A 12,216-nucleotide genomic window follows, 5' to 3' on the forward strand; every position below is an offset into this window, starting at 1 on the left:
GTCTTGCCAACCCGACAGACCCGTCCAGCCAAAGCAATATTGACGGCTCAGCAAGAAACCCGTCCGATCTTGCCTGCAGTGCAGCAAAAAGGCCGCTGTTGCAGTGCAACCGCCAACGCCGTGTGCTAAACTTTCACGGTTTAAGCAGCGCCGCATGAGCGGTTGTTGTCGTAGAAGCTACGGCAACGTGCATGAAGCACACTGGCTGCACCACTAACCGCCGCGTAAGCGGCATTGGTTTTTATGCCCCTGTCTCCTCCCGTATCGCGCTCGCTCCGGCATACGCGCGCCATCACCGTCGAAGCCTATGCGCGCGACGATGGCCTGTGGGATCTGGACGCCAGTATCCGCGACGTCAAAACCCGTGACATTTCGCTGCCTTCCGGTGATCGACCGGGCGGCATGCCTGTACACGACCTCAAGCTGCGCGTCACCATCGACCGCAAGCTGACCATCGTGGACGCCGAAGCCGCGTCCGATTCCGTTCCGTATCCCGGTTTTTGCGAGACCATCGGCCCTGCTTACAAAAAGCTGGTCGGCCTGTCGCTCATGAACCACTTCCGGCTGCACCTGAAAGACCGCCTGTCCGGCGTGCTCGGCTGCACCCACCTGACCGAATTGGCCCAGGTGCTGCCTACCGCAGCGCTGCAGGCCTACGCCGACGACGTGTTCGACGATCGCGGCGGCGCCGACGCAGATGCGAATAAAAGCGCGGCCGAACGGCCTTTCGAGCTCGACCGTTGCCATGCGCTGCGCAGCGACGGACCGGCCGTGGCCACCTACTATCCCCGCTGGTCGATCAAAGCCGTGTCGGGTTAGGATTCGCTGTTTGTCATTTTGTAATTCAACCGTATTACTCATTCAGTACATAGATAAGAAGGGAAGCCAGCATGAAAATCCATGAGTATCAGGGCAAAGAAATCCTCCGAAAATTCGGAGTGACCGTTCCGCGCGGCATTCCGTGCATGAACGTGGAAGAGGCCGTGAAGGCAGCTGAAGAGCTGGGCGGCCCGGTCTGGGTCGTCAAGGCGCAGATCCACGCAGGCGGCCGCGGCAAGGGCGGCGGCGTCAAGGTTGCCAAGTCGCTGGAACAGGTCAAGGAATACGCCGACCAGATCATGGGCATGCAGCTGATCACGCACCAGACCAGCCCGGAAGGCCAGAAAGTCCGCCGCCTGCTGATCGAAGAAGGCGCTGACATCAAGAAGGAACTGTACGTTTCCCTGGTGACCGACCGCGTCACCCAGAAGGTCGTGCTGATGGCCTCGTCGGAAGGCGGCATGGACATCGAAGAAGTCGCGCACAGCAACCCGGAAAAGATCCACAACGTCGTGATCGAACCGTCGGTCGGCCTGACCGATGAGCAGGCCGACGACGTCGCCCGCAAGATCGGCGTGCCGGAAGCGTCGATCGTCGACGCGCGCACCAACCTGCAAGGCCTGTACAAGGCTTACTGGGAAACCGACGCATCGCTGGCCGAAATCAACCCGCTGATCCTGACCGGTTCGGGCAAGGTCATCGCCCTGGACGCCAAGTTCAACTTCGACTCGAACGCCCTGTTCCGTCACCCGGAAATCGTCGCCTACCGCGACCTGGACGAAGAAGATCCGGCTGAAGTCGAAGCATCGAAGTTCGACCTGGCCTACATCTCGCTGGACGGCAACATCGGCTGCCTGGTGAACGGCGCCGGCCTGGCCATGGCCACCATGGACACCATCAAGCTGTTCGGCGGCGAGCCGGCCAACTTCCTGGACGTGGGCGGCGGTGCGACCGCAGAAAAGGTCACCGAAGCATTCAAGATCATGCTGAAGAACCCGGGCCTGAAAGCCATCCTGGTCAACATCTTCGGCGGCATCATGCGCTGCGACGTGATCGCCGAAGGCGTCATCACCGCATCGAAGGCCGTGTCGTTGCAAGTGCCGCTGGTCGTCCGCATGAAGGGCACCAACGAAGACCTGGGCAAGAAGATGCTGGCCGATTCGGGCCTGCCGATCATCTCCGCCGACACCATGGAAGACGCAGCGAAGCAGGTCGTTGCCGCTGCCGCTGGCCAAGCCTAATTCGCGAAGGAAATAAAAATGTCGATTCTGATTAACAAAGACACCAAAGTCATCACCCAAGGTATCACCGGCAAGACCGGCCAGTTCCACACCCGCATGTGCCGCGACTACGCGAACGGCCGTGAAGCCTTCGTGGCAGGCGTGAACCCGAAGAAAGCCGGCGAAGATTTCGAAGGCATCCCGATCTACGCATCGGTCAAGGAAGCCAAGTCGGAAACCGGCGCCACCGTGTCGGTGATCTACGTTCCGCCGGCAGGCGCAGCCGCCGCCATCTGGGAAGCCGTTGAAGCCGAGCTGGACCTGGCCATCTGCATCACCGAAGGCATCCCTGTCCGTGACATGATGGAAGTCAAGGATCGCATGGCCAAGGCCGGCTCCAAGACCCTGCTGCTGGGCCCGAACTGCCCAGGCCTGATCACCCCGGACGAAATCAAGATCGGCATCATGCCGGGTCACATCCACAAGAAGGGCCGTATCGGCGTCGTGTCGCGCTCGGGCACCCTGACCTATGAAGCAGTCGGCCAGCTGACCGCCCTGGGCCTGGGCCAGTCGTCGGCAGTCGGCATCGGCGGCGACCCGATCAACGGTCTGAAGCACATCGACGTGATGCGCATGTTCAACGACGATCCTGACACCGACGCGGTCATCATGATCGGCGAGATCGGCGGCCCGGACGAGGCGAACGCTGCTCAGTGGATCAAGGACAACATGAAGAAGCCGGTCGTCGGCTTCATCGCTGGCGTCACCGCGCCTCCGGGCAAGCGCATGGGCCACGCCGGCGCGCTGATCTCGGGCGGCGCCGATACCGCACAAGCCAAGCTGGAAATCATGGAAGCCTGCGGCATCAAGGTCACCAAGAACCCGTCGGAAATGGCGCGCCTGCTGAAGGCCATGCTGTAATCCGGCAGTTCAAGGTCGACGAAAACGGGGAGCGTGAGCTCCCCGTTTTTTTTACCACTCGGTAAATTTTTGGCATGCCATGACCAGGGCCCTCGGTATGCATGACAAATTACGTTCCATAAACTGTCCAGCTGACAAAAATTGCTGAGCTCGAGTGACAAATTTTGTCACTCCTCAAGCCAAAACCTGTCCTGGCACGGCATTTCCTTATCTCCCTACTAATAAAATCAGCATTTTTGGGGCTGGCATACGCCTTGCATATAGGAAAGCGTGGCAACAAGCAGTAACCCAATTACCCGAAACACCACCCTGGAGAGATAGAAATGAACATCAAGCAAATGCAAACCAAAAAAGCTGAAGGCGGTTTCACCCTGATCGAACTGATGATCGTCGTCGCGATCATCGGTATCCTGGCTGCCGTGGCAATCCCGGCCTACCAGGACTACATCGCCAAGGGCAAGGCAGCTGCTGCCTACGCCGACATCGCAGCGGGCAAGACCGGTTACGAAATGGCTTTCGTTGAAGGCAGCGCAACGGATGGTCCTGGCTACCTGGCCAAGGCTGGCCTGCCTGCCAAGACCGGTAACTGCGACACGATCGAAGCTACCGCTCCGGGCACGGACGGCGCTGCAGCGGCTGCACTGAGCTGCACCATTTCGAGCCCAGGCCGTATCGGCACCGCAGGTACCGCAAAGATCACCCTGAGCCGCAGCGCTGCCGGCACCTACTCGTGCGTGACTGCCGGTTTCTCCAAGGATGAGTACAAGCCGGCAGGTTGCGATCTGGCCGCGGCTACGACCCCGGAATAAGCCTCCATGTCGTAAGGGAACGATCGCGATGGCGATCGTTCGAAGAGACCGCCACGGCGGTCTCTTTTTCGTTTACAGCATTACTTCTTCAGGTAGCGATCCAGCCAGTTCATCACCGTGTGATGCCACTGCACCGAGTTCGCCGGTTTGAGCACCCAGTGGTTCTCGTCCGGGAACACCAGCAGCTGGCTATCGATGCCTTTACGTTGCAGCGCCGTGAAGGTGCCGAGCGCCTGGGCGGTCGGGATGCGGAAATCGAGGTCGCCCTGGATCACCAGCATCGGCGTCTCCCACTTGTTGACGTGGTGGACCGGATTGAAGCGTTCGTGCTTGTCGGGCGCCGCGAAATAGGCGCCGCCGTTTTCCCAGTCAGTGAACCACTGTTCCTCGGTCGAGTAGGCCATGCCGCGGCTGTCGAACACGCCGTCGTGGTTGACCAGGCAGCGGAAGCCGTCGTTCCAGTTCCCCGCGATCCAGTTCATCATGTAGCCGCCGTAGGATGCGCCCAGGGCGCAGCTGCGTTCGCGGTCGAGCCATGGGAACTTTTTCGCGGCCGCGTCCAGGCCCTTCTGCAGGTCCACCAGCGGCTTGCCGCCCCAGTCGCCGCTGATTGAGTCGGTGAATTTCTGGCCGTAGCCGGTCGAGCCATGGAAGTCGATGAACACGGTGGCATAGCCCGCGCCAGCATACACCTGGGGATTCCAGCGATAGCTCCAGCCGTTACCGAAGCTGCCCTGCGGCCCGCCGTGCACGAGGAAGGCGATCGGGTACTTCTTGCCCGGTTCGGCATTCCAGGGTTTCATCACGTGCCCGTACACCGTCTCGCCATTGGCCCCGGCAAAGCTGAACTGCTCGTACTCGCCCCAGCGCACGTCGGCCAGGCGCTCGGCGTTCAGCCTGGTCAGCTGTCTTGGCCGGCCGCCGGGCTGCATGGCGAACAGCTGCGCGCCGGAGGCCAGGTTGGCCTGGGTATAGACCACCGTATTGCCGCGCACGTCGAAGGCGCCGACCGCGCCCTTGTCGGTCAGCGCCGTCACCTTGCCGCTCGCGACGTCGAGCGAGAACAGCCGGTGCTGGCCCAGGTCTTCGGCATCGACGATCAGGGCCTTGCCGTCGGCACGCCAGTGCAGGCTGCCAGCGGAGCGGTCCCAATCGGCAGCCAGCTTGCGCTTTGCGCCGCTGGCCACATCCATCAGCATCACCTGGTAGCGGTCGGCCTCGAAGCCGGGACGCGCCATCGCCAGGTAGGCAAGGGTTTTCCCGTCAGGCGAAAACACGCCCTTGGTATCCCAGGCCGGGTTGTCGGCCGTAAGGTTGCGCGGGACGCCGCCAGCGGCCGGCACGGTGTACAGGTCGAAGTTGGTCGACCAGGCCTCGGTCTTGCCGGCGATGCGGGCCGCGAACACGATGGTCTTGCCGTCCGGGCTGAAGCGGAACTCTTCGCGGTCGCCGAAGGGCTTCGAGGGTACGTCGCCGTCGAGCGAGCCCGATAGCGCAACCGGCACGCCGCCCGCCTTGCCGGCGCTGTCGAGCGGCGCCGAGAACAGCACATTGTTGCGTCCGTCCTTCCAGGTGTCCCAATGACGTACGAACAGGCGGTCATACAGCTTGCCGCTGCTCTTGTCCTTGTCCTTCGCGTCAAGGCGCTGTTTGGTGCAGGCGAGATCCGCGCAGTCGCGGAAGACCGACAGGCTCATCGCCAGGCGGTCGCCTGCCGGCGAGATGCGGAAGCTCTCCACGTCGAGGGGGAGGTCGGTGACCTTCACCGGCTCGCCCGCCGCGCCGCCGACAATCGGAAGGCGCCACACTTGCGACGAACCCGAACGGGAGGACAGGAAATAGATGGCGTCGCCAGACGGCGACCATTCCGGTTCGGTACTGCTGGAACCGTGAGTGGTCAGGCGCTGCGGCGCCGCCCCGACAGTGCGCAGGTCGAGCATCCACAGTTCGGTGTGGCCGCGGTTCTTGCTCATGTCGGTGCTGCGCACGGTGTAAACGACGCGGCTGGCGTCGGGCGACACGGCCGGGCTGCCCACCCGTTCCATGTTCACCAGGTCTTCCACGGTAAAGCCGCGCGGCGCGGCGCTCGCGCTCGTCGCGACAAGGGCCGCCGCCGCCATTGGCAGCAAACCCGACAAACGAATATTCATGCTCCATCCTTGTTGTCATCTGGCAAGCAGCAGGGCGCTGCTTACGCAGGCCGGCAATTTACCATGGACATCATTTGGAGCGGCGGAAGGCGCCTCCCTAGACGATCTTGAGCCGGTCCGCCAGCAGCGCCTCGTAGGTCATGTTCTGCAGCAGGGTGTAGTGCACCGGATCGAGGTCGACGAACTGGACGCCGTAGCTGTAGACATCGGGCTTGTTCGGCGCCGGCCGGGTGACCGTCATGTTCCGGATCGCGGCCAGGGTCTCCACCGGCACTTCCTCGTTGGTGGGCGGGGTCGCCAGCGTGAACGCCAGCGTCAGCACTTCGCTGTCGGCCGGCAGCGGATAGTTCGAATCGATCCTGGCCCCGGTCACCGAGACGTTGGCCAGCGTACAGGCGATCGGTGACGCCGCCCCACTTGTCTTGAATACACGCGCCGGAATGTCGGCCCTGACCCGCATCGCACCGCGCAGGCTGGTGCCCTGGATCGCGGTCGGGAAGGACAGGTGCACGTAGTTCAGCGGCCGCGGGAAGACCCGCTCGACCGAGCACGCGAACGAGCACACGTTCACCCCTGAAAACACCCGGATCGTTAGCGGATCGCCTTCCGTCATGGCGATCGGCGCGCCGTTCTCGGTCGGAATCTTGATGATGAGGTATTCGTCCTTGACGTAGCCGATCAGGGTCGAGAAATACTGGGCCGGCTTGAGGTGCCGGTGGGTCATCACCTGCAGCCGGACGCCGACCTGCAGGTTCATGGTTTCGAACTCGAATTCCTGGGGCTTGAGTTCGCGGGCTTGTTCGGTGGTCATGCGATGCGGGGCCAGATTCGCCGTCGGGACGACGTGCGGGAGGCGGCATCATATCAGCTTACATGTATGCTGACATTGCCTATTCGAATGGTGAATATTGGTGAGATTGTGGGCAGAGAGACGTCACGGAAACCACCGCCGATGCTGTGATCTGCGGTGGGAACATGGCTTACTTCGGCATGATGACCGTATCGATCACGTGGATGACGCCATTGTCCGCCGCGATGTCGGTTTTCGTCACAGTGGCCTTGTCGACCATGACCTTGCCGCCGCTGGTGCTGACCTTGAACGCATTGCCCTCGACGGTCTTGACCATGCCCGGCTTGACGTCCGCCGCCATCACCTTGCCTGGAACCACGTGGTAGGTCAGGACCTTCGTCAATGCTTCCTTGTCCTTGAGCAGGGCGTCCAGCTTCGCCTTCGGAATCTTGGCGAATGCCGCATCCGTCGGCGCGAACACCGTGAACGGACCGGGACCTTTCAGGGTGTCGACCAGGCCAGCTGCCTGCACGGCGGTGACCAGCGTATTGAAGCTGCCGGCCGACTTGGCGGTGTCGACGATATCGGCAGCCTGGGCCGAGCCGAGGGCCAGAGCAAACGGGACTGCGAGGAAGAGTCGTTTCATGATGCGCTCCTGGTGGTGGGGTAAATGAAATGAACTTGTCCCGATAATATAGAAAATTTTGACGAAATGTCTAAGGCGTGAACCTATAATCTGGAAATTAAATGGTTCAAAAACGGGGCATTGACATGAGCTCTTCCGAAAATGCGGTTCATCAGACGGTTGTCTATCGTGCCGGCACGGCGGCGCGCATGGCCGGTCTGCCGGTCGAAACATTGCGTGTGTGGGAGCGGCGCTACCAACTATCGGACACCAGGCGCTCTTCGCACGGTCAGCGTCTCTACTCGACCGAGCAAGTGGAGCGTCTTGCCTTGCTCAAGCTACTGGTCGATCAAGGGCACGGCATCGGCTTGCTGGCCAGCTTGTCTCGTCAACAGTTGGAATCGATGTTCGAGCAGCACAATCCAGTACAGGTCTCGTTGTCGGCTGTACCGATACGTGCGGTGGTCGTGGGAGCAAGCTTGCCGCGCAGGCTGGTCGCACTCGGCACCGATGCGATCGGGCTCGACCTGCGCCTGCGCTGTGCCACGCTGGCCGAGTTGGATCAGGAAAAAGTCGACGATGATGGAGAGGTGTTAATTGTCGAGAAGGCGGAACTGGACGATACGGTATTGCCCCGCATTGAGGCCCTGCGCGGACGCATTCCGGCCGCGATCCTGGTGCTGTACCGTTTTTCGTCGGGCGCAACGATCCGGGCCTTGCGCAACGCCGGCTGCCTGGTGGCCCGCCTGCCTGCCGACTTGAGTGAACTCCTGCCCTTGTGTCGGCTTGCGATGCAGGGAGAGCGGATACCCCTGTCCCACACACCACCGTCCGCGCCTGCGCCGCGCTATGGAGACGAAACACTATCGATGCTGGCACAAACAAGCGGGCGTCTGGCTTGCGAGTGCCCGCGGCATCTGGCCGAGGTCTTGATGACCGTCGGGAGTTTCGAGCGCTACAGCGCCCAGTGCGCGCTACGCAGCCCGGAAGATGCCGAACTTCACGCGAGCTTGCAACGCAGCGCGGGTCAGGCCCGCGCCCTGCTGGAGGACGCCCTGGAGCGGCTCGCGCTTGCCGAAGGCATCACCGTGGTGACGAACCGCGCTTGAGAGTGCCGGCTGCGTTAGGACAGCGCGGCCGTCCAGTCGCCGCTCTTGCCCCCGTGCTTCTCCAGCACCCGCACATTCGTCATCACCATCCCGCGATCGACCGCCTTACACATGTCGTAGATGGTCAAGAGACCAACCTGCACCGCGGTCAGCGCTTCCATCTCGACCCCGGTCTTGCCGATGGTCTCGACCTGCGCCCGGCAATGCACGCTGCTGGCCGCCGCGTCCACCTCGAAATCCACCGCCACCCGCGTGATCGGCAGCGGATGACACAGCGGCACCAGGTCGCTGGTCCGTTTGGAGGCCATGATCGCGGCGATGCGGGCAATCCCGATCACGTCGCCCTTTTTCGCGTTGCCCGACTGGATCAGCGCCAGGGTCTCCGGCTCCATGCGGATGCTGCCGGCCGCCACGGCGATGCGGTGGGTATCTTGTTTGGCGCCGACGTCGACCATGTGGGCCTGGCCGGTGGCGTCGAAGTGGGTCAGGTGCTCTGCGGGCGGGGTGGAAGTGCTCATTGCTAACCCAATAAGGTTGTGGAACAAAGTGTTTCGCCGTGCAGCAACGCGGCTGCGGATAGGGTTATCATAGCATTGTGAACTACGCTCCCCGCCCAGCATCGGCGCGCCGCTGGCGCCCTGCGTTGACCGCCATTGCCCTGTGCACGGCGGCCGCCCTCGCCATTGCCGCCCCCGCCGAGCCACTTCAAAAGCCGAACAACCTGCGCCTGCCGACGCTTGGCGACACCGCGCGCCAGGACCTGTCGCCAGTACTCGAGCGCAAGCTCGGCGAAGAGATCATGCGCGACGTCCGGCGCGACCCGGGCTATCTCGACGACGACCAGATCACCGAGTACCTGAACAACCTCGGCAACACGCTGCTGTCCTCGGTGCCCGGCTCGCGCGGCGAGACCAATGCCGATTTCACCTTCTTCGCCATGCGCGACGTGAACCTGAACGCCTTCGCCCTGCCGGGCGGCTTCATCGGCGCCCATACGGGCCTGATCGTGGCGGCGCAGAAGGAGTCGGAGCTGGCCGGCGTGATGGCGCACGAGATCGGCCACGTGTCGCAGCGCCACATCGCCCGCATGATCGGGCAGCAGAAGCAGGACGTGCTGCTGCCGCTGGCTTCGATGATCCTGGCCGCGCTGGCCGCCAAGGCAAGCTCCGATGCCGCAATGGGCGTCCTGATGGGCGGGCAGGGCCTGGCCGTGCAGCGCCAGCTCAATTTCAGCCGCGAGGCCGAGCGCGAGGCCGACCGCGTCGGTTTCCAGATCATGGGCGCGGGCGGCTTTGACGTCACCGGCATCGTCGGCTTCTTCAGGCGCCTGCAGAGCGCCACCAAGCTGTCGGGCGACATCCCCGCGAACCTGGCCCACCTGAGCAGCCACCCGCTGACGGCCGAGCGCATCACCGACATGCAGGCGCGCATCCGCGAGATGCCGAAAAAGGCGCGCGTCGACAACCTCGACTTCCAGCTGGTGCGCGCGCGTGCCCGCGTGCTGCAGGACGAGAGCGTCGGCGGCCGCCGCGAGGCGAAGAACGCGTTCGACGCCCAGCTCAAGGAATCGCACCGCCACCTGCAGGCAGGCGCGCAGTACGGGTTGTCGCTGCTGGCGCTGCGCCAGGGGAACCTGGTCGAGGCCCAGGAATGGCTCGACAAGGCGCGCGCCACCGTCAAGCCGAAGGAGGGTGTCCTGTCGGCCGAATCGAACGCCGGCGACGGCGCGGCGATGTTCGCCGGGCTGTCCGTCGAGATCAAGCTGGCGCCCGGCCAGGGGCCGGCGATGGCCGAGCAGGCGGTGCAGGAAGCCGATGCCGCGCGCCAGCGCTATCCGCTGTCGAGGGCCATCGCGCGCCAGTACGGCGAGGCGCTGATCGCGGCCGGCAAGTTCGAGGAGGCCACCCGTTACCTGCGCGACCAGACCCAGCTCTACCGCGAGGAACCGAAGCTGCACGACATGCTGGCGCGCACCTATGCCAAGCAGGGCAAGATCGCCCTGCAGCACATGGCGCTGGCCGAATCGTATGCGCTGGCGGGCGCGCTGCCGGCAGCGGTGGCGCAGCTCGACCTGGCGCGCAAGGCCGGCGACGTGTCCTTCTATGATCAGGCCGTCATCGATGCGCGCGAGCGCGAGCTGAAGGCGCGCCAGAAGGCCGAGAAGGAAACCGAGAAGGACTTCCCGTAGATCAGGTCCCGGGCGCTTGCACGTAGCCGAAGCGGCGTTGCAGCGCATCGGCCGACAAGCGTTCCACTTTCACACGGTCCAGCGTCAGCTCGGCCGAGTCGTCCTCCAGCCAGGCCATGATCGCTTCCACCGAGGCCGGCTGGCCGTCGAGCTCCATGCGCGCCAGCACCTGGGCCACGTCGCGGTCGTCGAGCTGGGCGACGATCTCGCCGGCCTGCAGGATCACGGCGCCGGCATCGGTCATGTAGGCCGCTTCCACCGCCGCCAGCGCCTGGCCGGTCTGCAGCACGAAGCCCTGGCTTGGGTCGGTGCGCGCGATGAAGGGCGTCGCTTCCAGGTTCACGTACACGCGTTGCGGACCGTTCTGGAAATACCAGCGGCCCTTGTCGTCGTGCGCGTAGTTACGGTTGATGAAGCCCACCAGCGCCGCATTCGCCAGCTTGTCGCCCGGCGCATTGGCGCGCTGCGCCGCCTCGTCGCGCATGCGCCAGTTGCCGCGCGCATCCAGCGCCAGCCAGCCGTAGCAGTGCGGTACGTTCGGCCACTTGGCCATTGCCTGTTTTACGATGTCGTCCATAGTCTCAAGCTTCGCATGGTTCGAGCGCGCCGGGCGCGCGGCTTGCGGCAGGTGCCGCGCTGTCGAAGAAGGCCAGGATGCGCCGCGGCAGCCAGTCGATCCGTCCGGGGAAGGGACCCACGGCGAAACCGACGTGCCCACCTTCGTCAGGATACTCCAGCGTCACCGCTTTCGAGGCGGACTGGGGCAAGTGCCGGCCGGGCAGGAAGGGGTCGTTGCGGGCGTTGAGCACCAGGGTCGGCACGGTGATCTCGTGCAGCACGTGGCGGGCGCTGGCGCGGTGCCAGTAGTCGTCGGTGTCCTTGTAGCCGTGCAGCGGCGCGGTCACCACGTTGTCGAAGGCGTAGAGGTCGCGCGCCGCCATCAGGGCGCTGCGGTCGAACAGGCCGGGATAGCGTTCCAGCTTGGCCAGGCACTTGGGCTTGAGCGTCTGCAGGAACATGCGCGTGTACAGCATGTTGAAGCCGGACGACAGCGCTTCGCCGCCGCGCGCCAGGTCGAGCGGCGCCGACACCGCGCAGGCGGCCTCGACGATGTCCGCCCCATGGCCCGATTCGCCCAGCCAGCGCAGCAACGCATTGCCGCCCAGGGACACGCCCGCCGCGAACAGGGGACCGGGGGCACGTGCATGCAGCTTCCTCAGCACCCAGTCGACTTCCGCCGCGTCGCCGGAATGGTAGAAGCGCGGCATCAGGTTGGCTTCGCCCGAGCAGCCACGGAAGTGCGGCACCGCGCCGGACCAGCCGCGTGCGCGCAGCGCCGCCATCAGCGAGCGCGCGTAATGGCTGTTGGACGAGCCTTCCAGGCCGTGGAACAGCACGACCAGCGGCTTGCCCGGCTGGCCGTCGACGAAGTCGACATCGATGAAATCGCCGTCGCTGCTGCTCCAGCGCTCGCGCCGGTAGGCGACGGGCGGTTTGGCGACGCAGGTCGCCGGATAGATGGTCTGGAGGTGGCCGCCAGGCAGCCATGCGGGCGCGCGGTAGTGCATGGAAGATCGGTGCGGCT

The 12,216-nt window shown here is 64.0% G+C and carries 12 protein-coding genes; 6 read left to right on the plus strand and 6 right to left on the minus strand.

What is annotated here, in order from left to right:
* The first annotated feature begins 243 nt into the window (after window positions 1-243).
* The 4 genes from ACK6C6_RS00780 (at window position 244) to ACK6C6_RS00795 (ending at window position 3,769) form a co-directional block, all read left to right on the plus strand.
* Complete coding sequence (locus tag ACK6C6_RS00780; RefSeq protein WP_036213220.1) at window positions 244-819, plus strand: DUF2889 domain-containing protein; 576 nt, start codon at window positions 244-246, stop codon at window positions 817-819.
* A 71-nt stretch (window positions 820-890) separates the two neighbouring features.
* On the plus strand, window positions 891-2,060 hold the full coding sequence (gene sucC, locus ACK6C6_RS00785; RefSeq protein ID WP_036213217.1) for an ADP-forming succinate--CoA ligase subunit beta: 1,170 nt from the start codon (window positions 891-893) through the stop codon (window positions 2,058-2,060).
* A gap of 18 nt (window positions 2,061-2,078) precedes the next feature.
* On the plus strand, window positions 2,079-2,960 hold the full coding sequence (gene sucD, locus ACK6C6_RS00790) for a succinate--CoA ligase subunit alpha (protein WP_036213214.1): 882 nt from the start codon (window positions 2,079-2,081) through the stop codon (window positions 2,958-2,960).
* A 323-nt stretch (window positions 2,961-3,283) separates the two neighbouring features.
* Window positions 3,284-3,769: a pilin gene (locus tag ACK6C6_RS00795; RefSeq protein WP_409265406.1), complete on the plus strand. Its 486-nt coding sequence runs from the start codon at window positions 3,284-3,286 to the stop codon at window positions 3,767-3,769.
* 80 nt (window positions 3,770-3,849) lie between these two features.
* Here the strand turns inward: ACK6C6_RS00795 and ACK6C6_RS00800 are convergent, their stop codons facing one another.
* The 3 genes from ACK6C6_RS00800 to ACK6C6_RS00810 all read right to left on the minus strand — a co-directional run bounded on the left by ACK6C6_RS00800 (window position 3,850) and on the right by ACK6C6_RS00810 (window position 7,355).
* A complete protein-coding gene (locus tag ACK6C6_RS00800) occupies window positions 3,850-5,919 on the minus strand; it encodes a prolyl oligopeptidase family serine peptidase (RefSeq protein ID WP_409265408.1) in 2,070 nt (689 codons plus the stop codon).
* Window positions 5,920-6,016: 97 nt separating this feature from the next.
* Window positions 6,017-6,730 carry a flagellar brake protein gene (locus ACK6C6_RS00805; RefSeq protein ID WP_409265410.1) on the minus strand — a complete coding sequence of 238 codons (714 nt, stop codon included), beginning with the start codon at window positions 6,728-6,730 and terminating at the stop codon, window positions 6,017-6,019.
* A gap of 169 nt (window positions 6,731-6,899) precedes the next feature.
* Complete coding sequence (locus ACK6C6_RS00810) at window positions 6,900-7,355, minus strand: fasciclin domain-containing protein (RefSeq protein ID WP_209587198.1); 456 nt, start codon at window positions 7,353-7,355, stop codon at window positions 6,900-6,902.
* 125 nt (window positions 7,356-7,480) lie between these two features.
* On the opposite strand from ACK6C6_RS00810, the gene ACK6C6_RS00815 reads away from it, so the two are divergent.
* Window positions 7,481-8,443 carry a MerR family transcriptional regulator gene (locus ACK6C6_RS00815; RefSeq protein ID WP_409265412.1) on the plus strand — a complete coding sequence of 321 codons (963 nt, stop codon included), beginning with the start codon at window positions 7,481-7,483 and terminating at the stop codon, window positions 8,441-8,443.
* A gap of 14 nt (window positions 8,444-8,457) precedes the next feature.
* Here the strand turns inward: ACK6C6_RS00815 and moaC are convergent, their stop codons facing one another.
* Window positions 8,458-8,961, minus strand: a complete 504-nt coding sequence (gene moaC / locus ACK6C6_RS00820; protein ID WP_409265413.1) for a cyclic pyranopterin monophosphate synthase MoaC — start codon at window positions 8,959-8,961, stop codon at window positions 8,458-8,460.
* A gap of 125 nt (window positions 8,962-9,086) precedes the next feature.
* On the opposite strand from moaC, the gene ACK6C6_RS00825 reads away from it, so the two are divergent.
* Window positions 9,087-10,631 carry a M48 family metalloprotease gene (locus ACK6C6_RS00825; protein ID WP_409265414.1) on the plus strand — a complete coding sequence of 515 codons (1,545 nt, stop codon included), beginning with the start codon at window positions 9,087-9,089 and terminating at the stop codon, window positions 10,629-10,631.
* A gap of 1 nt (window position 10,632) precedes the next feature.
* Here the strand turns inward: ACK6C6_RS00825 and ACK6C6_RS00830 are convergent, their stop codons facing one another.
* Entirely contained in the window at window positions 10,633-11,208 is a 576-nt protein-coding gene (locus tag ACK6C6_RS00830; RefSeq protein ID WP_036213198.1) for a DUF2946 family protein, read from the minus strand.
* Between the two features lie 4 nt (window positions 11,209-11,212).
* The gene (locus ACK6C6_RS00835; protein WP_409265415.1) at window positions 11,213-12,199 is read right to left on the minus strand and encodes a YheT family hydrolase; all 987 of its coding nucleotides are present in this window, start codon (window positions 12,197-12,199) and stop codon (window positions 11,213-11,215) included.
* Window positions 12,200-12,216: the final 17 nt, after the last annotated feature.

The sequence above is a fragment of the Massilia sp. BHUDP2 genome (genome assembly GCF_046236355.1).
GTDB lineage: Bacteria > Pseudomonadota > Gammaproteobacteria > Burkholderiales > Burkholderiaceae_D > Telluria > Telluria varians.

Excerpts from the sequence above, each read along its gene's own strand:
- ACK6C6_RS00805 (WP_409265410.1), bottom strand. The coding sequence starts at position 6,730 with ATGACCACCGAACAAGCCCGCGAACTCAAGCCCCAGGAATTCGAGTTC.
- sucD (WP_036213214.1), top strand. The coding sequence starts at position 2,079 with ATGTCGATTCTGATTAACAAAGACACCAAAGTCATCACCCAAGGTATC.
- ACK6C6_RS00780 (WP_036213220.1), top strand. The coding sequence starts at position 244 with ATGCCCCTGTCTCCTCCCGTATCGCGCTCGCTCCGGCATACGCGCGCC.
- ACK6C6_RS00795 (WP_409265406.1), top strand. The coding sequence starts at position 3,284 with ATGAACATCAAGCAAATGCAAACCAAAAAAGCTGAAGGCGGTTTCACC.
- ACK6C6_RS00835 (WP_409265415.1), bottom strand. The coding sequence starts at position 12,199 with ATGCACTACCGCGCGCCCGCATGGCTGCCTGGCGGCCACCTCCAGACC.
- moaC (WP_409265413.1), bottom strand. The coding sequence starts at position 8,961 with ATGAGCACTTCCACCCCGCCCGCAGAGCACCTGACCCACTTCGACGCC.
- ACK6C6_RS00800 (WP_409265408.1), bottom strand. The coding sequence starts at position 5,919 with ATGAATATTCGTTTGTCGGGTTTGCTGCCAATGGCGGCGGCGGCCCTT.
- ACK6C6_RS00810 (WP_209587198.1), bottom strand. The coding sequence starts at position 7,355 with ATGAAACGACTCTTCCTCGCAGTCCCGTTTGCTCTGGCCCTCGGCTCG.
- sucC (WP_036213217.1), top strand. The coding sequence starts at position 891 with ATGAAAATCCATGAGTATCAGGGCAAAGAAATCCTCCGAAAATTCGGA.
- ACK6C6_RS00830 (WP_036213198.1), bottom strand. The coding sequence starts at position 11,208 with ATGGACGACATCGTAAAACAGGCAATGGCCAAGTGGCCGAACGTACCG.
- ACK6C6_RS00815 (WP_409265412.1), top strand. The coding sequence starts at position 7,481 with ATGAGCTCTTCCGAAAATGCGGTTCATCAGACGGTTGTCTATCGTGCC.